At 45.3% G+C, this 21,834-nt stretch carries 14 protein-coding genes and 1 pseudogene; all 15 read left to right on the forward strand.

Annotation, left to right across the window (positions count from 1 at the left end; translation table 11 throughout):
* Nucleotides 1-198: 198 nt before the first annotated feature.
* Nucleotides 199-1,197, forward strand: a complete 999-nt coding sequence (locus ABIE27_RS07065; RefSeq protein WP_123065314.1) for a rod shape-determining protein — start codon at nucleotides 199-201, stop codon at nucleotides 1,195-1,197.
* 103 nt (nucleotides 1,198-1,300) lie between these two features.
* Nucleotides 1,301-2,185 carry a flagellar hook-basal body protein gene (locus ABIE27_RS07070; RefSeq protein WP_123065315.1) on the forward strand — a complete coding sequence of 295 codons (885 nt, stop codon included), beginning with the start codon at nucleotides 1,301-1,303 and terminating at the stop codon, nucleotides 2,183-2,185.
* A 79-nt stretch (nucleotides 2,186-2,264) separates the two neighbouring features.
* A complete protein-coding gene (locus tag ABIE27_RS07075; protein WP_123065316.1) occupies nucleotides 2,265-3,101 on the forward strand; it encodes a flagellar hook-basal body protein in 837 nt (278 codons plus the stop codon).
* A gap of 11 nt (nucleotides 3,102-3,112) precedes the next feature.
* Nucleotides 3,113-3,340, forward strand: coding sequence for a DNA-directed RNA polymerase subunit beta (locus ABIE27_RS07080; protein WP_123065432.1), 228 nt, complete (start codon nucleotides 3,113-3,115; stop codon nucleotides 3,338-3,340).
* 476 nt (nucleotides 3,341-3,816) lie between these two features.
* Nucleotides 3,817-4,248, forward strand: coding sequence for a 3-hydroxyacyl-ACP dehydratase FabZ (gene fabZ / locus ABIE27_RS07085; RefSeq protein ID WP_090922893.1), 432 nt, complete (start codon nucleotides 3,817-3,819; stop codon nucleotides 4,246-4,248).
* Between the two features lie 69 nt (nucleotides 4,249-4,317).
* Nucleotides 4,318-6,039 (forward strand): phospho-sugar mutase, encoded by a 1,722-nt coding sequence (locus ABIE27_RS07090; RefSeq protein ID WP_429350191.1) that lies wholly within the window; start codon nucleotides 4,318-4,320, stop codon nucleotides 6,037-6,039.
* 191 nt (nucleotides 6,040-6,230) lie between these two features.
* Nucleotides 6,231-8,252 carry a DUF5693 family protein gene (locus tag ABIE27_RS07095; protein ID WP_123065318.1) on the forward strand — a complete coding sequence of 674 codons (2,022 nt, stop codon included), beginning with the start codon at nucleotides 6,231-6,233 and terminating at the stop codon, nucleotides 8,250-8,252.
* A complete protein-coding gene (csaB, locus tag ABIE27_RS07100) occupies nucleotides 8,228-9,385 on the forward strand; it encodes a polysaccharide pyruvyl transferase CsaB (RefSeq protein WP_123065319.1) in 1,158 nt (385 codons plus the stop codon). The genes ABIE27_RS07095 and csaB overlap by 25 nt, the downstream gene beginning before the upstream one ends.
* A 7-nt stretch (nucleotides 9,386-9,392) precedes the next feature.
* Nucleotides 9,393-10,151, forward strand: a complete 759-nt coding sequence (locus ABIE27_RS07105) for a WecB/TagA/CpsF family glycosyltransferase (protein ID WP_123065320.1) — start codon at nucleotides 9,393-9,395, stop codon at nucleotides 10,149-10,151.
* Between the two features lie 427 nt (nucleotides 10,152-10,578).
* On the forward strand, nucleotides 10,579-11,706 hold the full coding sequence (locus tag ABIE27_RS07110; RefSeq protein WP_123065321.1) for a glycosyltransferase family 4 protein: 1,128 nt from the start codon (nucleotides 10,579-10,581) through the stop codon (nucleotides 11,704-11,706).
* Nucleotides 11,707-11,876: 170 nt separating this feature from the next.
* A complete protein-coding gene (locus ABIE27_RS07115; protein ID WP_123065322.1) occupies nucleotides 11,877-15,782 on the forward strand; it encodes an S-layer homology domain-containing protein in 3,906 nt (1,301 codons plus the stop codon).
* Between the two features lie 205 nt (nucleotides 15,783-15,987).
* Nucleotides 15,988-16,329 carry a hypothetical protein gene (locus ABIE27_RS07120; protein WP_123065323.1) on the forward strand — a complete coding sequence of 114 codons (342 nt, stop codon included), beginning with the start codon at nucleotides 15,988-15,990 and terminating at the stop codon, nucleotides 16,327-16,329.
* Nucleotides 16,330-17,264: 935 nt separating this feature from the next.
* Nucleotides 17,265-17,784: pseudogene (locus ABIE27_RS07125) on the forward strand (reverse transcriptase domain-containing protein); the annotation flags it as partial.
* Between the two features lie 183 nt (nucleotides 17,785-17,967).
* Nucleotides 17,968-18,177 carry a group II intron maturase-specific domain-containing protein gene (locus ABIE27_RS07130; protein WP_240036984.1) on the forward strand — a complete coding sequence of 70 codons (210 nt, stop codon included), beginning with the start codon at nucleotides 17,968-17,970 and terminating at the stop codon, nucleotides 18,175-18,177.
* Nucleotides 18,178-18,762: 585 nt separating this feature from the next.
* Entirely contained in the window at nucleotides 18,763-21,780 is a 3,018-nt protein-coding gene (locus ABIE27_RS07135) for an S-layer homology domain-containing protein (RefSeq protein ID WP_336121760.1), read from the forward strand.
* Nucleotides 21,781-21,834 lie beyond the last annotated feature (54 nt).

Raw genomic sequence — 21,834 nt, forward strand, 5'->3', positions numbered from 1 at the left:
CAAAAAGCTCACAGCATGGATTGAATCCCTCCCCTGAAGTATGATATGTTAAAAGCTGGTACAGGATCGAATTATGACATCTTATCAGCCCGATTTTTACATATATATGTTGCACTTTGTCGAACGAGCGGTGACGTGATAAGAGACACTTTTTCACAGGATACGCTGACCAAATAATATCACTTTGGGGGCTCTTTTATGTTTAGCAAGGATATCGGTATTGATCTCGGCACGGCAAACGTGCTTATTCACGTGAAAGGAAGCGGAGTTGTGCTCAATGAACCTTCCGTCGTGACCATTGAAAGCGATACGAAGCGGGTCCTTGCTGTCGGGGAAGAGGCGCGTCGTATGGTGGGGCGTACGCCGGGTAACATTGTTGCCATTAGACCGCTGCGCGATGGCGTTATTGCGGACTTCGAAATTACGGAAGCCATGCTTAGACATTTCATTAGTCGTGTCGGGGCAAGAAGCTGGTATAGCCACCCGCGAATTTTGATCTGTGCACCAACGAATATCACTTCCGTAGAGCAGAAGGCCATCCGTGAAGCAGCGGAGCGCAGCGGTGCCAAAGAAGTATTTCTTGAAGAAGAGCCGAAAGCGGCTGCTATCGGAGCAGGTATGGATATTTTCCAGCCGAGCGGCAATATGGTCGTGGATATCGGCGGCGGAACGACTGACGTTGCAGTCCTGTCTATGGGCGACGTAGTCACCGCCTCTTCTATTAAAGTTGCTGGGGACAAGTTTGACGAAGCGATAACCAAGTATATCAAAGCCAAGTATAAGCTCATGATCGGTGAACGCACAGCGGAAGATATTAAAATTGCAATTGGTTCCGTGAACCCGGCTGGACATCAGGCGGAGATGGACATCCGCGGCCGCGATATGGTAACCGGTCTGCCGGTTACAGTCACGGTGTCTGGCAGTGAAGTGCAGGAAGCGCTATGGGATTCCGTGCAATCCATTATCGTTGCGGCCAAGTCGGTACTGGAGCGCACACCACCGGAACTGTCTGCGGACATTATTGACCGTGGTGTCGTTTTGACTGGTGGAGGCGCATTGCTGAACGGATTGGATGAACTGTTGTCCAATGAATTGCATGTTCCGGTATGGGTTGCAGAGGATCCGATGCACTGCGTTGTTAAAGGGACAGGCATTATGCTGAATAATTTGGATCAAGTGGTTAAGAAAAAGTTCTAGTCTGCCGATATAAAAAGCAGGCAGGTTCACCGAAAAGGTGAACAGAACGGACAAACAGCCACCTGTTATGCAGGGACAAGCGTTTGAGGAGAGGGGTTCATTCATGTTAAGAGGTCTGTACACCGCTGCTGCGGGAATGATTACAGAGCAACGCCGCCATGACACTGCTACACAAAATATCGTAAATATGAACACAACGGGATACAAACAGGTGAATAGTGTAAACCGCTCCTTCCCTGAAATGCTCATTACTTTAACGGGCGGGGATGCGAATCTTCCAACAAAGCGGCTGGGCAGACTCAACTCGGGCGTATTCGCCGAGGAAAGTTTATCCATGAATGTTCAAGGCGCTCTTATGGAAACGAAGCGTACAAGTGATTTTGCAATCTCATCGAATTTGAGTGTGAATGATCCGCAGACCAACCAACCGGTTCCGTTTGATGCTTCCGGCAAGTTTGTACGAGCAGATGGAACGGTCACGTACCAGCCGCAAGCATACTTTACCGTTCGCGATGCGCAAGGCAACACTCGTTATACACGCGATGGTCATCTGGAAGTGAATGGAACAGGACAACTTCTCAGCTCTACTGGTTCTCAGGTGCTGGACAGTAATGGGCAACCGGTTGTATTGACAGGTTCTGTGGAGCAATTTAAAGTGGATGAGCAAGGCCGCCTTGTTAATGCGGTTACAGGTGTTCCAACAGGCGTTACGCTTGGAATCAGTATTATTGACCAGCCGAATCAGCTTGTTCGCCAAGGTGACGGTAATTTTAGCCTGAATGAAGATGATGGTGCAACGGTTCGGACGATGGGGGCTACTGATAATGTACAGATTCATCAAGGTTATCTGGAAGGGTCGAATGTAGATGCCTCTCAGGCTACCGTTGACATGAATGCGGCATTTCGTGCCTATGAAGCGAACCAGAAGGTCATTCAGTTCTATGATCGCAGTTTGGAAAAGGCTGTTAACGAAGTTGGTCGTGTCTAACACCAATTGTAACCATATAACCGCGTATGATGGGCGATAAGCCCTTTGCGGAGCAAAGCAGGGGAGGTAAAACCACCGCATGAATAATTCCATGATTAGTGCCAAGGTGTCCATGACTGCAATTCAGCAGAGGCTGGATGTCATTTCCGATAATATTGCCAACGTGAATACGGCAGGCTATAAAAGTAAGCAGGCAAGCTTTGAAGATGTATTGACCCGTACACAGCAGCAAGATGACAAGTACAAGCAGGATGGACGTTCGACACCGATGGGATATAACCTTGGTTTTGGAGCACGTCTGGTCAATCTCACCAGAGATATGTCACAAGGTAGCATGAAGGAGACAGGCAACCCGACAGACCTTGCTATTGAGGGAAATGCGATGTTTGCTGTTCAGGCGGATGGTCAGAAAGTATGGACACGTCAAGGCGCATTCCATTTTGTACCCGATATGCGTCCAAAAGCAAATCCGAACGATCCTGACCTGATGGTACTTGTCAACGACGATGGCCATTTTGCACTGAATCGTCAGGGACAGCTGGTTACGGCTCCGAGGGACAGCACGGTTGCTTTTGATGAAAAAGGTAATCTGCTGGTACGTCAGGGTAACGGCAACGCTGTGATTGCAGGACAGTTGCAGATGGTGGATATCGAGCGTCCTGAAGGATTGGTGCAATTAGCTGACAATCTGTTTGGTTTGGATGCAGGATTAACCGAGAATGATGTATTCGGGGCTAATGCAGCAACACGTGTACCTCAGGCATCGATCCGCACCGGTTTCCTTGAACAATCCAACGTGGATATGACACAGGAGATGGCACTGCTCATGCAAGGTCAGCGGACTTATCAACTGGCGGCACGGGCGCTCACGTCCAGTGATTCCATGGCGGGTCTTGCCAATAATATGAGAGCATAAAGGTGAATGGGATGACAGAAACACAGCAGCAGAACAACAAGCCGGAACAGAAGGAAGTCAAGAAAAAAAAGAAGAGTTGGTGGCGCATCGCAAGATGGTTTCTGATTCCGATTTTGCTTGTTCTTGCCCTCGCTGGCGGAATGGTCGCTGGGTATGTGGTACTGGGCAAACAGGATATCGGTTCCGTATGGCAATGGAGTACCTGGAAACATGTCTATGATCTGGTATTTGCTCCATAAGATAACGAGTTCAGCGAAAACTCCTGCACAGGCAGGAGTTTTCTTTTTGGTGTTGAAAACAGTATAATGATGGATGACGTTTAACGTCAGAAGAGGCCTCCCCTGCGAAAGACATTGCTTGTCATCGCGAAGAGAGACCCCTTATCTCAACCTTCACTACTGCAGTCATGAAGGATATAACTAGTGTTAACCCTAAAACAACATTTCATACAACATTAAAATGAAAACTCATTTATATGAGGATCGACTTGATCATACCCGTTTTTTGTGATCACGATAAGTGGAGGGAAGAGAATCGTTCAAAAGAAGCAAAGCGTACGCGTTTGTCCCAGAATTTTACCCATTACAATGGGATCAAGAAAATTCAGGGACAATGGCGATCATAGAACGATCTCTTTCCGGAACGACCCGAGTGAGCACATAAAAACGCTATGATGGAGAGCCTTCGTATAAACACCCCGAGAGGAGATTAAATTGTGCTTGATATCAAACAAATTCAATCCATTATCCCGCATCGCCCGCCGTTCCTGTTGGTGGACAGAATTTTGGAGATGGAGGACGGCAAACGTGCCGTTGGTTTGAAAAACGTAACGATTAATGAACCGTTCTTCATCGGACATTTCCCTGAGTATCCGGTAATGCCAGGCGTATTGATCACAGAAGCCTTGGCTCAGGTTGGCGCAGCAGCTATGTTGAATTTAGAAGCGAACAAAGGCAAAATTGGTTTCTTGGCGGGACTCGACAATTTCCGGTTCCGTGGCCAAGTTGTGCCTGGAGATACGTTGATTCTGGAAGTGGAAATTACACGTCTGAAAGGTTCGATTGGTAAAGGTCAAGCTACTGCTCGCGTGGACGACAAAATTGTTGCTGAAGGCGAAATCATGTTTGCACTGTCAGACCCAAGCTGATTACATAGGCATAAGAATGAATATGCTGATCACTAGAATTTTTATATAGACGGAAGGGGCTTATTGGATATGGAACAGTTAAGCGCAGCAGCTGCTGAGACGTTGCAACAATGGTTGGAGGATGCTTCTATTGATGAAGCAACCAAACAGGAGCTTCGTGATCTGAAGGATCAACCCAAAGAGCTGGAGGAGCGTTTCTACAGAAATCTGGAGTTTGGTACAGGCGGATTGCGCGGTGTTATAGGTGCGGGTAGCAACCGGATGAACAAATATACGGTCGGTCGTGCGACACAAGGCTTTGCCCGTTATTTGCTGGAGCAACATGGAGACAAGGAAGGCAAAGCTTCTGTTGTCATCGCACATGACTCCCGTCACTTCTCACCTGAATTCTCGCTGGATGCAGCACTGGTACTGGCGGCTAATGGTATCGTAGCAAAGCTGTATCCCTCCCTGCGCTCTACACCACAACTGTCCTTTAGTGTGCGCCATCTGCAAGCTACAGGTGGTATCGTTGTAACGGCGAGTCATAACCCACCGGAGTACAACGGATACAAAGTGTACAACCATGAGGGCGGACAACTGGTGCCGCATGAAGCAGAGCAAGTGATTCAGTACATTCAAGAGGTTCCTTCTCTCGCAGATGTGAAAAAAATGACGCGTGAAGAAGCCGAAGCACAAGGTTTGCTGATCTGGCTTGGAGAGCAGGAAGATCAGGCTTTCGCAGATACGGTGGCAAGCCGCAGTCTGAGCCGTGAACTGATCCAATCCGGCATCGGCCGTGAGTTCAAAATTGTATACACACCGCTGCACGGTACAGGTAACCTTCCGGTTCGCCGCGTACTGGAGCAGATCGGGTTCGAGCAATTGTATATCGTTGCTGAGCAAGAGCAACCGGATGCCGAATTCTCTACAGTGAAATCCCCTAACCCGGAAGAGCGTGAAGCATTCACACTGGCGATGAAGCTGGGAGAATCCGTTGGCGCTGACATTCTGATCGGTACAGATCCGGATGCGGACCGTATGGGAGCTGTCGTGAAAGACAAGGATGGCAAATATTTCGTCTTGTCTGGTAACCAATCGGGTGCCATTATGGTACATTATCTGCTCAGTCGTCTTCAAGAGACAGGCACACTTCCAAGTAACGGTGCAGTAATCAAAACGATTGTAACGAGTGAGATGGGTGCAGTCATCGCTCAGCATTACGGTGCAGAAGTGATGAACACCCTGACAGGCTTTAAATATATCGGTGAAAAAATGAACCAGTTCGAAGCAACCGGAAGTCATACCTTCCTCTTCGGATATGAAGAGAGTTATGGCTACCTCTCTGGCAACTATGCCCGTGACAAGGACGCTGTCCTTGCCTCGATGTTGATTGCCGAAGCGGCTGCCTACTATAAGAGTCAAGGCAAAACACTCTACGATGTGTTGCAGGAGCTGTACAATCAGTTCGGATTTTTCCTCGAAAAACTGGAGTCCCGCACACTAAAAGGCAAAGACGGAGTCGCGCAGATTCAGGCGAAAATGACCGACTGGCGTTCTAATCCGCCGAAGGAAGTTGCTGGCATTGCTGTGCAGGATGTGCTGGACTACTCCCTGGGCCTGGACGGTCTGCCGAAGGAGAACGTGCTGAAATTTATTTTGGCGGACGGATCATGGTTCTGCCTGCGTCCTTCTGGTACAGAGCCGAAGATCAAAGTGTACTTTGCTGTGCGCGGTGAGAGCTTGCAAGATGCAGAGGGTCAGATCGAACGGCTGGTTTCGGAAGTCATGTCGCGTGTAGACGCACAATAAAACAAATGGTACTGTAAGAAAAAGATGCAGAAGGCCTCTCCGCACCGTAAGGTTGGTTGGCGGAGGGGTTTTTCTTTGAAATAAAATGGATAGTGTGCTGGCATATTAGAGAGTGTGTTAACACATGCTGAACGTAAGAATTTTAAGAGCAGAACGGGCATTTGGTTCCAACAACTGAGGAGGTACACGTAGTGCGTCAAAAATGGCTTTATTGGAATAACGCTTCCCGGAAGTGGTTGTGGCTCATCGTTATTATTGGTTTGGTGGCATCCATTCCGGTCATCCGTGATCGGGTGCAGACAGAATCTTCTGCGAACAAAGTAGAATTGGTCTTCAACTACCGAGGACTCTTGGATATTTCCGCGTACCAGGCTCACCCGCAAGATTTCATTGATCAACAAATGACACGTCTGAAAGACGCTGGCGTGACAACGATGGCTGTGTTTGAAAGTACGCTGGACGAACTCAAAAAAACACGCCGCTTGATGGTTTACTCAGGTCAGGATCTTGCGAATATGACAAAAGAAGTGATTCCTTCGAATGCGAACTATACCTATGTATTGTTCACATCTGAAGAGAATGCGCAGACCTATACCCCTATTATTGAACAAACGTTCGCTGAGCGTCAGATCCCGGTTCAACCGTGGGAGTATGAAGGTCGCAGCGGCTTAATATTGCAGACACCGCCGGAGAATGCCAACATGCAGCCGATGCAGCCTGACCCGGTTGCGGTGAAAATGCTGCGTGATAAAGGTTTTCATATTTTACCCCGTATCTCTGACACGGTACCTTATAACCAACAATCGATGGAACGTTTGCTCGCCTTCTTCGAAGAGAATGGCGTAACACGTATCCTGTTTGATGGGGATGCAGTGAAAGGGTACAATGATAATGCAGAGATGAAAAGTCTGGATCAGTTTGCTCAGCTGCTGAACAAACATCATATTGGTCTGGCGGCGATCGAAAATCTGAAGAAGCCGCAGGCAGGATTCCAGACGCTGGCTTACAAAATTGATTACAACGTAACTCGTCTCTACTCACTAAGCGATTCGGATGCGAATCTAAAAGAAGATACCATTGCTGACCGTTTTGTGCTGGCAACGAAGGACCGTAATATTCGTATGATCTATATGAATGCTTCACCAAGCCGGAATACGGCCAAAGCGGAGATCACAGATCCGATCGAAAATCTGATCAAAAGTTTGGGCGAGCCAGGACATGCCGTTGAACGTATGGCCAAACATGGCTTTGAGCTCGGACAAGCTGAAGCATTTACTGTGAAAGATTCGTCCATTCAACGGTATGCGAAGCTGATCGCTCTTATCGGGGCAATCGCTTTGATTACACTGATGGTTTCTTATTTTGCACCGGTATTCACCATTGCGGTGTTCCTTCTTGGATTAGTAGGAAGCGCGGGTCTGTTCCTGTTGAAACCTACATTGCTGGAGCAAGGAATTGCCTTGCTGGCGGCCATTGCCGCACCAACTATTGCGATGGTACTGGCTGTTCGTACAGTGAATGCAACACAATTGCGTCAACCGGATGCCCCTGCGGGTCGCCGTCTGGCACAGACCCTTGTTTTATATGTAAGAACATCGATCATTTCGTTCGTCGCTGTACCGTTTGTGATCGCATTATTGAATAGCATTACGTACAGCTTGGTTATTAACCAGTTCCGTGGAGTCAGTCTGCTGCACTTCGCTCCAATTGGTCTGGTTGCGATCTATATTGTATTCTATCGCGGTTCCGGTTCAATCTCTGTGAAACAAGTGAAAGATATGCTTCGTATGCCAATTAACATTTTGATGGTTATATTGGCGCTTGTTGCTGCTGCTGTTGGATATTATTATTTGAGCCGTACAGGCAACGCGGGTTCCGTTACACCATTTGAGATGTTCCTGCGTACCACGCTGGAGGATACGTTTGGCGTACGGCCGAGATTCAAAGAATTTGTGCTGGGACACCCGCTGTTTATCGTTGGCGTGTTCGCCGCTTTAAAATACCGTAAAGTGATTTTTGCGCTAATCATCGCTACGATGGGTCAATTGTCTATGGTGGATACGTTTGCGCATATTCATACACCAGCTGTACTGTCACTGATTCGTGGGGTGATGGGACTCGGACTTGGCTTGATCTTTGGTATCATTGCTGTGGGTGTGTGGCAAGTCGCGGAAGGATGTTGGAAAAAATGGTCACCACTTCTAAAAAGTTAGTCATCTCAGGATACTATGGTTTCCGCAACAGTGGAGATGAAGCTGTACTGAAATCCATTCTGACTGCTCTCCAGGAAGAGAGCCAGCGGTCCAATGTTATCATTGAACCGATTGTACTCTCCATTGATCCGGAATGGACAACCTCGATGTACGGCGTTCGTGCTGTACATCGCATGAAGCTGAAGGAAGTTCGTGAGGCACTTAAGGAAAGTGATGGACTCATCAGTGGCGGCGGAAGTCTGCTGCAGGATGCAACGGGGCTGAAGTCCATTCCTTATTATCTGGGTGTGATCAAGCTCGCTCAGTGGTTGAAAAAACCGACTTTTATTTATGCGCAGGGTATTGGCCCTGTTCACCGTAAAATCTTTAACCCGATGATCAAATCGGTATTCAAATCCTGTACCTATGTATCGGTTCGGGACGAGCAATCCGCAGATTATCTGCGTCGTCTCGGACTAAAGTGGAATCAGATTCATGTCGTGCCTGATCCAGTGATGGGGTTACCTTTGCCGGATGTAGCATCACCAGTACGGGATGAAGCAGACAATTCCACTGCTGGGGAGCAACAAGCTCATGCCAGACTGCCAGTGATTGGCGTGTCTGTTCGTTTCTGGGAAGCGGATCGCAAGGAATTGACAGCTATCGCGGCTGGATTGAAGAAGCTGGCTGCGAAAAAGGCGGTTCATCTGCGCTTTATGCCGTTTCATCTGCCCGATGACGTGCAGGCATCCCGTTTTATTATGGAAATGATCGGCGATGTGACAAGCAAAGGCAGTCAGATTAGCATGACGGAGGATCTTACGGATCCTCAACAAATGCTAGAGGAAGTCAGCCGCTGTGATCTGATGATCGGTATGCGTCTGCATAGCTTGATTTATGCCGCTTCGCAGTATGTTCCGCCAGTAGGGATTTCGTATGATCCCAAAATCGATCAGTTCCTGCTTCGACTGGAAAGCGAGCCTGCGGGCAATACCAGTTCACTGGATGGGGATAAGCTTGCAGAGATGGTTGCTGGACTGCTGGAACAGCGCTCACAGTGGCTGAAGCAACATGAAGATCGTATTACTGTATTGAAGCAGGAGGCCAGAGAGCCTGCCAAGCAAATTATTACCTATTTAGGCCGCAAAGGATGAGATAACAATGAGTCAGACCGGATCAATCCCTACCGTTTCCATCTATGGTATCCCCTTTTCCAAACTAACGATGAAAGAAACGGTGCAGGTGCTTGAAGAAGCCGTGTTGTCCAAACAGCCGCATCAGGTTATCACTGCCAATCCGATTATGGTGATGGCTGCGCTAGAGAATCCCGCGATCATGAAGGTGATGAAGGATGCGGAGATGATTGTTCCGGACGGAACCGGCGTGGTATGGGCTGCTAATTACTGTGGTGATCCTGTAGCAGAACGAGTGCCGGGCTTTGAACTTTTACATGAATTGCTGCGGGTTGGAGAAAACTATCGATGGGGCGTGTATTTGCTCGGTTCGACCCCTGAGGTGATTCAAGAAACGGCGGTTCGGTTACAACAGCAGTATCCGGCTATTCGTATTGTGGGTTACCGCGACGGTTTCTTCGGTTCGGCTGAGGATGAGCAGGTGGTGACCTCTATTCGGCAGGCTGCGCCTGATCTGTTATTCGTTGCTCGCGGAGCGGACACCCAAGAACCTTGGATTCACAAATATAAGCATAGCCTGCAAGTTCCTGTCATGATGGGGGTTGGAGGCAGCTTTGATATCATCTCAGGCAAAATGAAACGGGCGCCTAAACTGTTCCAAAAGTTAAGAATGGAATGGTTCTATCGTTTGCTTCGTGAACCTAGCCGGGCTGGACGGATGCTTGCGCTCCCGAAATTCGCAGTGAAAGTGATGCGGGACAAAGAAAACGTGACAAAAGTCCGTTAAAAACAGGTAATTACGAGATAAATGCTTGTTTTTGCTAGAAATTGAGGATAGCTTTTCAGAAATGATCAGCGTATAATTCATTCCGGCACATACGTGTGTCACTCAAATGAAAACATTTTTTGGTTGCACTAGGCACTCCCGCTAAAGGAGCTGTTACACTTCAATACTACGATTGCAAGAGAACCCTCCGATCGCCCTTATCCCCAAATTTCTATTTATCCTTATTAAGGATGAAATTCGGTGATAATTGCGAACGCTGCGCTTCTACAGGTTTTCCCTTGCACTCTTCGTACCGTGTAACTGTTGCCTCAGAATCAACAATAAATTTTCATCAAAAGTGAAAAACAATGTTTCTTCATATATAGAAAAAGAGAACAGGGGATTTATAATTTTGTGAAGGTATTATAATTGGGGGTCGAATGTTCAAATGGTAGCGATCTTTATCATTGGATTTCTGGTGTCAATGGGACTTGCTTTAGCTCTTACACCACTTGTTAAAAAGTTCGCAGTCCGCATCGGTGCAATGGATACACCGAATGCGCGCAAAGTGCATACCCGGATTATGCCGCGTCTTGGCGGATTGGGTATTTTTCTGGCATTTATTATTACGGTTGCTGCACTGCTTCCGTTTGTCTCTGCTTGGTTTACAACTCGCGATATGAGTTTTGTCAGTGCATTTCTGGTCGGGGGCTCCATCATTGTGTTGATTGGTGCGCTGGATGACCGTTTTGAATTGTCTGCCAAAGTGAAACTGCTTGGACAGATCTTGGCTGCGTCCGTCGTTGTATTTGGATTTAACATCCGCGTAGACTTCGTGAACATTCCGTTTCAGGATGCGTATTCTTCACTCGAAACGTGGGTGTCTATTCCGCTGACGATTCTATGGATCGTGGGTGTAACCAACGCGATTAATCTGATTGACGGACTGGATGGTCTGGCTGCCGGTGTATCAGGGATTGCCATTGGAACCATCGCGGTGATGTCTTTCCTGATGGGTAATACGATGATTGCTCTAATGTGTCTGGTGTTGCTCGGCAGCATTATCGGATTCCTGTTCTTTAACTTCCACCCAGCGAAAATATTCATGGGAGATACCGGTTCACTGTTCCTTGGTTTCTCTCTTGCGATGCTTTCGATGCTCGGATTTAAACAGATTGCAGTCGTGTCCTTCATTACACCGCTGATTATTATCGGTGTACCGCTCTCGGATACATTGTTCGCGATTATTCGCCGTGCGGTGCAACGGAAACCGATCTTCTCACCGGATAAAGGCCACCTGCATCACTGCTTGCGTGAACTTGGTTTCAGCCATCGTCAGACAGTACTGATTATCTATGGTATTGCAGCGTTCTTTGGTGTACTGGCCATTATTCAGTCTTCGGCAGCGATGTTTGAAGCCAACTGGGTAACCTTCGTCGTGATTTGTATCATGATGTTCTTCCTGCAAGTAGGGGCGGAGGTCATTGGACTTGTAAGTAAAACGAGAAAACCGGTGATCAACTTCCTGATGCGTATGCGCGTGAAGCTTAATCCACAGACCCGTTCGAAATCCTAAAAATAAATCAGTTCTTTCCCTGCTATCCTTCAATATTATAATTAGACCCTTGCCTTATCCCGATTGCGGATAAGGCTTTTTTGTTTTTTTTGAGATTTTTACTAAATAATTGGAACCTTTTTGCCGATAAATACTGGTAACTGACTTAAAAAGAGGAGAGATGATACGTAATGCAACAAAGGAAACGGCCGTTGATTTGGATCATGTTGGTCACCATGGTGCTCTCGTTGTTCCCACAAGGTCTATTCGGTGGGTCCGTTGCTTCGGCTGCCAACGCACTGACTACCTACTTTACACCAGATAATACCGCGATTAGTCAAACAGCGGATTTGAACATTGAAGACTCAGCGAATGCAAGATTTTTGACTCGGGATCGAGCTTATCAGACGACCCAAGGGACAATTACAATAACAGGTGCATACGCTTTTGTATCCAAAGATACGATGCGTGTCAAAGTCGAACAGCTTAACTCGGTTAGTTTACCAAGCAATAAAACGAAATGGGAGCCAGATGCTACCCGTTCCAATACCACAGCAGTAACAGCAAGTACAAGTGGTAATAATAATTTTACGGCAAACAACATTACCTTGTTTCCAGGTTTTAACCGGATTACCTTCACTGGTACTCAAGGGTCTGTAGAGCGTTCAGATACGTTTTATGTGTTATATGATCAGGTTCCTTTTATTCAGGACTTCAAAATCTTTACGGACCCAAGCACAGGTTCCAATACATCCTATGGCCTGAATGAAGGTGCACAGACGGTTGTAAATACACAGTTTGTGTCTGTTCAAGGTAAAGTACAAAATGCAATTAAAGTAACCGTTTCTTTGAATGGCGGGGAAGAACTCGATTCGTCTTTGCTTCAAAACGGAACATTTTTCACGCCACAGTTAAAACTAACTGCTGGTTTGAATAATCTAAAATTTAGAATTGCCAACGGCTCGGATTCTATCCTTACCGAACGTGCAGTTTATTACTACGACAAGGATCAACCATTCTCTACGCTCAATGTTTCTTTAACGAGCGGTGGGACTACAGATACGAAATCGCTATTGAACAATATCCCGACATTCTCGAATGCAGCTATAGAAGCCAAGCTTGAGGTTCAGATGGTGCTTCCTTATATCGCAAGCAATAGCTCTTTTAAGGATTCAGGATCGTTCACAGTCAACGGAACAACGATGACGTTCAGCAACGCAACGGAAACCATTATCCCGGGTCCAGACGGATCAACTCCTGAATACCGAATTGTTACATTCACAACAGATAATGCGTATCCGTTACAAACATCAACAACGACACCAACTGAAATTCTGAAGAATCAATCGGTTAACGCCGTTGTAGGACATGGTACATTTAGCTCTGGATATCAAGGGAAATTCACTTATGCTCCAGGTGTTAAAGCTATTACCAATATGTACTATCTTCCAGATTATAGTGGTGGTGCAGTAACCAATAAAGTGCCACTAGACAATGCACAGATTGCTACAGCAGATTTTTATATTTTGGTGGAGTCTAGCCAAGCTATTGCAGGCGAAATGGTAAAAGGTGAGTACCTGCCAACCGGAACAACCAAGCTGACGATTGAAGGGGCACCAACGGGAACGAATGTACCTACCGGTCTATCGAACAATCAAGCGGTCTACTTGGTAAAAAATGTGGCCAATGGCACGCAGAAAATTCGTTTCTATTACGGAAACCCAGATCCACATTACGATGTTACCGTATCGTATGCTGCCAAAAGCTATATTTACGTAGCCAACTTGTATGATGGACAGAACTACACATTCAATTCAAAAACGACCCAGTCCTTAACGGTCAATGGTGAGTTTGTTGGATTCAGCACACTTGTATCTCCTCCATTCACAAGTCAATTATTTGTGAATGGTGTAGCCAGAACTCCTGCTGGTTTTCCAGGTACCAACGGTAAGTTCTCCTTCCCGTTGACTATTGGGGGGACGGGAGAACTTGTATATGGAGAAAATACCATCACCATTACAGGCACGGATAAAGACGGTGCAGGTAAGACTAAGGTGATTGAGAAAAAACTAAGAATCTATATTTCAGACAGCAATGTGTCCAATATTGATAAATTCATGCCAGTACCTGTTCCAACCGATGGTCGTGTGGAATTCAGTAAGCCAGATGTGAGTCTGTACACGCCTGAAGAGATGGTCAACATCTTCAAAGTTACACCAGATTTCATCATTCGTGATGGAAAATATGTTACGAGCAAGGACAGGTACGACTTGGTCTACAAAGGTGGTGGAGCAACGATTGCCAATTTGTATTCCGGTTCCAAGAAAATCTACAGCTATCAAATTCCAGTCTCAGATACACAAGATCCCAATAAGACAACCGATGATGGGCATATTGCTGACTTTGCCGGGAATCAGGATGAATTCATGATCCGTGTTCGGAACTATATCTTTGATGCACCAGGCAGTCATGTGTACACATTAGAGCTGATCAACAGCACGGGAGCAAGAACGACACAACGGTTGGAGATCGTAAGAGAACCCTCTTCTTATCGTATTCTGTCTCCTGTAGCGACAGTAGGACAACAGATTGTCGTTAACAAGAACTATGTTCATTTTGATATTGAAGCAGAAGGTGCAACACAGGTATTGATTGGTAAGGAAGCGGCTGTTAAACGTCCGGATATGGATAACCGTTTTATTCTCGACTATGTAGGATTGTCTCCGGATAAGAACAATGCGATCAAAATCCAGATTACGCGAGATGGCGGCAAGATTAACGATACGGTTAACGTGTTCTATACAAGCACCGTTGGAGTAGATGCACAGTATATGGCTCCGAAAGTGGCTAACAAATATTCTGCATTTAATAAGAAGCTGGAATTGTCGTTCCCGAAAGGAACCATTCTGCAATCCGCTTCCAAATCAAGCAGTGGTGTGATCAAATTCTACCCGGACAACAAAATTTTGTTTGGTATTGCTGATCCGAAGGACGGCGTACTGGAACGGAAAAATGACTACGGCTTTAATATTGGACAGGCAGATCCACGCAGTACGGGAGGACTTTCACCAATCACAGTTCCGACTATTTTGACAGAGATGTTTAACTCTAACCTGACGACAAGCAACTTTGTTCCAGTATCCGATACGTACTGGATTAACGGTGGAATTGGTGAACTTGGAGATAAAGGGACAAGCGGATATAAGCCAGGAACAAATGGGGTAACACCATACTCTCTAGAAGGAAGTTTTACACAATTCCCGACAGAACGGATATTGGTACCTTCTAACCGAGGTACGTTGACTCTTGCTTACGATCCATCGATTGTAGATGAAGTCGGTTCGACCATTAGCGTATTCCGTTACTCCGATAAGAGCAATATCGGACAGTGGGAACCGATTGGTGGAGCTGTGGATACCAAGAAACATACTGTTACCGTTTCTTTCGACGAGTTTGGTTATTACAAAGTAATGAAGCAAAGTAAGAGCTACCCGGATATTACGAATCACCCGTGGGCAAGAAATATTCTAAATGCCCTATATTCCAAAGGCATCATGAACAATTTGCGCTTTAACGCGTTTGGTGCAGATGATCAGACGACACGTGGGGAGTTTGCTACCTTGCTGGTCAAAGGTTTGGATATTCCATTGAAGTATTCGAATACACAGACCTTCTCAGACGTTTCGCCAACAACCAGAAGCGATACGTGGGATTATGCTTCCATTGAGACAGCAGCCAAAGCAGGGATCATAACAGGACTCAGTGATGGATTCTTTGGTGTGGAAGATCCAATTACACGTGAGCAAGCGGCAGTAATGATCGCACGAGCGATGAGCATGAAGCTTGCTGCGAATGATAGTAAACTCGCGGGGACATTGTCTAAATCCTTCCAGGATTCTAATCAGATTGAGTACTATGCCCGTCCTTCGGTGCAGGCTGTATCCAAGGCGAAAATCATGGAAGGCAGCCCTGTGCAGGGGAATGCCAAGTTATTCCTCTTTAATCCGAAAGGTAACCTGACTCGTGCTGAAGCGGGCAAAATTGCTGTAGAATTGTTCAAGAAAGGTACCAAACTTTTCCCTAAAACGCTAAGCTAATTTATCCGATATGGAAATGTTTTAGGAAGAACCTGTCCCTTTAACAAGAAGGGACAGGTTCTTTTTATGGGTAAATATGAGATTGTATAGAATGCATTTATAATAGAAGGAAACGGTTTTTTACCAATAACTATTTTTGTAATTTGCTAGAGATTAAGATACAATAGCGGTAAATACACAATGATCTAGAGGGTGAAGTTAGCTTATGAAACCGATTTATTCTAAGGCCCAACTGGGCTACATGAAGGCAAAGACACAGTTTGAGAAGCAAGCAGTCTTTCTGGAGAAAAAACTGGAAGATACACGTAAGACACAGGAGATATCTCAGGAAGTGATGGAAGGGCTTGTTCAGACGACCGGCTTCCATGATGCGTATAATAATCTGGTTCTAGCGGAAAACGAACTGATCGAATGGTCTCATACAACAATGAAACATGAGAAGACGTATCGTGAGAACCGTATCGCGATTGATGACATGTATTTGAAACTAAATAGTGATCCAAAAATGCGTGCACACATTATTGATTTGGCAATGAAAATTCGATAATCTACAAAACGACACAGGAAAGAGGGCCAACTGGCTCTCTTTTTTTATTTTGGCGTGCCCAGCTAAGCACGCATCTTCTAGCCGGTGAAAGTCCGGTCGCAGGAGGGGCCAAGCCTCTGCGTAGCTAGGATACTTGCGTATGGCGAAATCTGTGCGCAAAAGCGTATCGACGAAAGTACCTGTCAGAGACAGGGCGAGCAACAGGTCCAGGCTGTAACATGAAGTGAATCTTGCCGCGTCGTCAAAAAGGCCTCGCAAGAGGGACAAGAGGAAGCCGAGTCTCGTAAAATTGGACGAAGGCCATGGAAGCTGCGAAGAACTTGGAACAGCAGCGAAGAATCCTCCGGCGTATAGGGAGCAGCATGGAATGAAAGAGGATGCAGTGAACTGGGAAGATCCTCCCCCACACGGATTTTTTTTAGGAATTCGTAAAGAGACATTCTAAAAGTCAAAAAGACGAAGTGAACCGTCAGTGGGAAGGGAGTCCGAGGGGCTCATAGTACCGAAGAACCCAAGGACAACATAACCTTGGGGAGGGAAGGAGCCTGCTTTGTTTATGCTTTTGGAGGAAATACGAGTGAGTGAGTGCCAAACGGCTAACAACACCAAAGGAAAAAGTTCAACAACTCCAAGAAAAGCTAGGTCATGTGGCCAAGAAGAACAGCAAGCATAAATTCCATGCGTTGTATGACAAAGTTTACCGGTGGGATATCTTGCACGAAGCCTGGAGACGAGTGAAAACGAACAAAGGAGCGGCAGGTGTAGATGCGGTGACGCTGGCAGACATAGAGGAACAAGGAGAACAGACCTTTCTCAAGGACTGTGAAGGAGCGTTGAAAGAAGGCAAATACCATCCGCAGCCTGTACGGCGGCACTATATCCCAGAGAAAGATGGGAAGCAAAGACCGCTGGGCATACCCACTGTGCGTGACCGAGTGATCCAGATGGCAACAAAACTTGTGATTGAGCCCATCTTTGAAGCGGATTTTGAGGATGTATCCTTTGGATTTCGTCCGAAACGGAGTGCGAAAGGAGCGCTGGAACGAATACGGAAAGCCTGTAACCGCAAAGGGAATTGGGTAGTCGATGTCGATATCCAAGGGTACTTCGATAACATAAATCAAGAGAAGCTGATGAAATTGGTGCAGATGCGCATCAGTCATCGGAGGATCTTGAAGTTAATCCGGAAGTGGCTTGGAACGGGAATCATGGAAGAAGGAAACGTACGGCGCGCTGATGTAGGGACACCGCAAGGGGGGCATCTCTCCACTGCTTGCGAATATCTATTTGAACTACCTTGACCGATTGTGGGAGAAACACGGAAGTGGAGTGGGAGAATTGACAAGGTATGCAGATGATTTTGTGGTGGTGTGCAAAACGAAAAAGGACGCGGAACATGCGTATGAACTTATACGCAGAATCATGGAGCGTCTGGAACTCACCCTGCACCCGACTAAAACCCGCATGGTAGGCCTATGGACAGGAGAGGAAGGATTCGATTTCTTAGGGATGCACCACCGAAAAACAAAAGCAGAAACGTTGCAAGGGAAGGGATATTACACCACGCAACAATGGTTAAGCAAAAAGGCAGAAGAACGTATTCGTGGAGTGGTTAAAGAGCGATTATGCCCGCCAAGTATGCGATCCAAATCGTTTGAGGAACAGGTGAAATGGCTCAATCCGAAGATCCAAGGATGGAGAAATTACTACTACACGAATTACAGCCAGAAAAGATTAGCGAAGCTGGACTGGTATATATTGCAACGGTTAACCCGATGGTACGCGAAGAACAGGCAACGCAGAAAATGGATGGGTTCAATAGCAGAGGTCAAATATATCGCTGCTTAATATGGATTAAAAACGATGTTGTAATTTGCATGCCCATGGATGAAAAACATCGGAAAGCCGTATGAGGGAAAACCTCACGTACGGTTTGATGAGGAGGGGCTGGGTCATACCAGCCCTTTACTCTAGAATTTTGTGGAATTTGTCGCTTCATTGTCAAAAATAGAGGGTATAAATAAACGTCCATTGCATTTCTGACTCCTTCATGTTGCAAGGAATGAATCAGCAAAGTGGCGTTACGACTGGTTTTGAACGCGCTAGAAACCCGCATTGCATCAATACATAAATAAGTTCAAAACTTTTTTTGAAGAATGCGCAACTTTTTGAAATCTACTGCGTTTAAGATGTAGAGTCAAAAACATTGGGGAACTTACCAAGAATGACCTCGTGAAGAATCTTGTCTATTTATTAGAAAAAATTGCTTTACGGCACGAGAGACCCATTGTATAATACGTAAGGTAGGATTAGGAAACTACTCTATTTACGTGTGATTCTATTATTATTCTAGGTAACAAGTTTCTGTGATATGCTCACAGACATCATTTATATTAACTTGCTCAGAACTCTGGAAAGGGGGTGCAACAATATATGAGGAACACGAGCGACCCTATTAAAGAAAATTTAAATGTTATGAACACCCAAGGAGGAGAAAAAAAGGTTATGAAGAAAATTTTATCCGTAGCATTGTCTACAGCAATGGCATTCTCAATGTTTGCTTCTGTAGCATTCGGTGATACAGCAGTTTCCCCGCAACAACAATTTGATGCATTGAAAGCAAAAGGTATCTTCGAAGGCTTCCCTAACGGTACAGCTGGATTGGATCAAGAGATGACTCGCGGTCAATTCGCAAAAGTTATCACTAAATTGCTTGGTTTGAAAGAAGTAACTGGTCAATTGTCTTACAAAGACAAAAACTACACAGCTAAAAACTGGGCTGTACCTTACATCGAAGCGGTAACTGCTGCGGGTATCATGCAAGGTAAAGACACAACTAAAAAAATCTTTGACTTCAACGGTAAAGTGACAATCGCTGAAATGGCGACTATCCTTACTCGTGCGCTTGACCTGGAAGTTCCAGCTGAAACAAACAACAACGCTCCAGAATGGGCTAAAAAAGACGTTCAAGCAGCAATCAACGCTGGTCTGGTAGATGCTAACGCTAACTTCACAGCTAACGCTTCCCGCCAATTGTTGGTAGGTGCAGCTTATGCAGTGGATCAAGCTCAAAGCATTAAAGTTACTTCTTACGAAGTAAGCGAAGCTGGTAAAGTTGTTACTTTCAAAATCAGCGATGGTGAATCCGTTAAAGTAACTTTGGATAAAGCTCTCGAAGCTAACAAAGAAACTGAAGTGAAATTCACTTACAAAGAAAAGCAATTCACTGAGAAAGTTACTTATGTAGTAACTGAAGCAACTAAATTGCAATCCGTAACTGCTGACAACTTGAAAGAAGTAACACTTACATTCGACGGTAAAGTTGATAAGTCTACTTCTGAGTTGAAAGACAACTACAGATTGAATGGTAACCTGACAGTTAAATCTGCAGTGTTAAGTGCTTCTGGAAACCAAGTGGTATTGACTTTGGATCAAGACCAAGCTTTCAGAAACCAACAAAAATACACTGTAACAGTTACTGGCGTTAAAGCTGGTACTAAAACAATTGAAGCAAGCAATGTTGAGTTTACTCCAGTAGACAACAAGCTTCCTGAAGTTGTAAGTGTAACTGGTTTGGGAACTAAAGCAATCAAAATCATCTTCAGCGAGCCTGTAAAACAATCCTACACTAACAACTTCCAAGTTGATGGTCAAGGTTTCTACAGCTCTCCAAATGTTGAAGGTCGCGAAGTTATTCTGAAATCCAGCTCTGCTTTGACTGTTGGTGAGCACACTCTGACAGTAACTGGCGTTGAAGATTTCGCAGGTTTCAAATCTTTGAAATCCGACCACAAGTTCTCCGTTGTTGAAGATAACACTGCTCCAACAATCGCAGAAGCTACTGCAACTTTGGAAAAACTGACTGTTACATTCAGTGAAGATATCGATGATTCTACACTGGACAAAGCTAACGTTTATCACAAACGTGGTGATTCCAAAATCAACCCTAGCAGAATCGTAAGATTGTCTGCTAACAAATATGAGTTCTACTTCGATACTGATAAAGCATTGCCTTCTTACGAAACTACAATTTTCGTAGAGAAAGTAAAAGACTTCTCTGGTAACGAAATTACTCAAACATCCAAGCTGGTTAAAGCTGAAATCGATACAGAGCGTCCACAAGTTCTGGATGCACGTGTAACGACTGGAAACAAAAAACAATTGGCTTTGACTTTCAGCAAGCCACTTGCAAATCAAGATTTCTTGAAATTGATCACTGTTAAAGATAAAGACGGTAAAGTTCGTCAAATCTCTAACGTATCTTTCAAAGATTCTTCAACTAAAAATATTCTCTTGGTTGACTTCTTCTCGGATCTTCCAGAAGGAACTAACACTTTGAATATTGCTGGAGTTAAAGACGCTACTGTTCTTGGTAACGTAATGCTGGATTACAACACTACATTTAATGTAGGTGACACTACAGCTCCTAAGGTTGCTTCGGTATCCTTCAACGTTTCTGACAACACACGTCGTGCAGTAATCGTATTCGACGAGAAAATGGATCCAGAATCCTTGTTGAATCGTGCTAATTACTCTCTGACATTCGATGGCACTGAAATTGGTCTGCCTAGCGATGCTTATCTGTCTGTAACACAAGACGGCAAAGCAGTTGTAATCGAATTGCCAGTAACAATCAGCAACAAAGACGTTACTAAAGATCGTTTGACTAAAATCAGAGTACAAGGCGTTAAAGATGTAGCAGGTAACTACATTGCTAACTTCAACAAAGAGTTGGTATTGAGTGATTATGCTAACATTGCAACTGTTAATTACAACACTGACGGTGACACTGCTTCCCTGACAGGAAAACGTGATATCAAAGTTAAATTGAATCAATCCGTATCTCGTGTTGTTAACAAAGATGCTGTAAAAGTATCTGGTTACAATGTAACTGATGTTGTTGCTAACGATACAGATACAATCACAATCAAAGTTGATCGTGATATCTACTCACCAGCAGGCTTGACTGTTGCATTCGATGCTAATACTAAATTCATCGGTGCTGCTCAAAACGAAATCACGTTCGTTGGTGCTGTAACAATCAACTCCGGTATTAAAGATGAAGTTGCACCTGAAGTAGCAGATAACCAAAATGTTTATGCTACATCTGTTACTGGTTCAACTTACCGTGCAACAGTTAACGTTACAGAGAACTTGGAAGCTAATGGTGCACTTGTTAACCTTTATGCACAAGATCTGATTGTAACTCGTCTATCTGATAACAAAGTTGTACCTGCTTTGTCTAATCAAACTGACTTCTTCTATGAAGTTGAAGCAGTTAATAATGCAGTAACAGGTGCTACTCCATCGGCTGCTAACTTCATCGTTAGAATCGTTGATGCTAAAGGTAGCGCAGCTGGTTACTCCATTGAGATCAGAGATAACGCCAAATATATCCAGGATACTCAAGGTAATGTAATCAAAGCTAAAGGTGCAGTTAGAACTCAATAATCTATCGCACAATATGAAGAGTGGTCTAGAGATTTTTCTCTAGGCCACTTTTTT

Source organism: Paenibacillus sp. 4624 (assembly GCF_050435065.1).
Classification (GTDB): Bacteria; Bacillota; Bacilli; order Paenibacillales; family Paenibacillaceae; genus Paenibacillus; species Paenibacillus amylolyticus_D.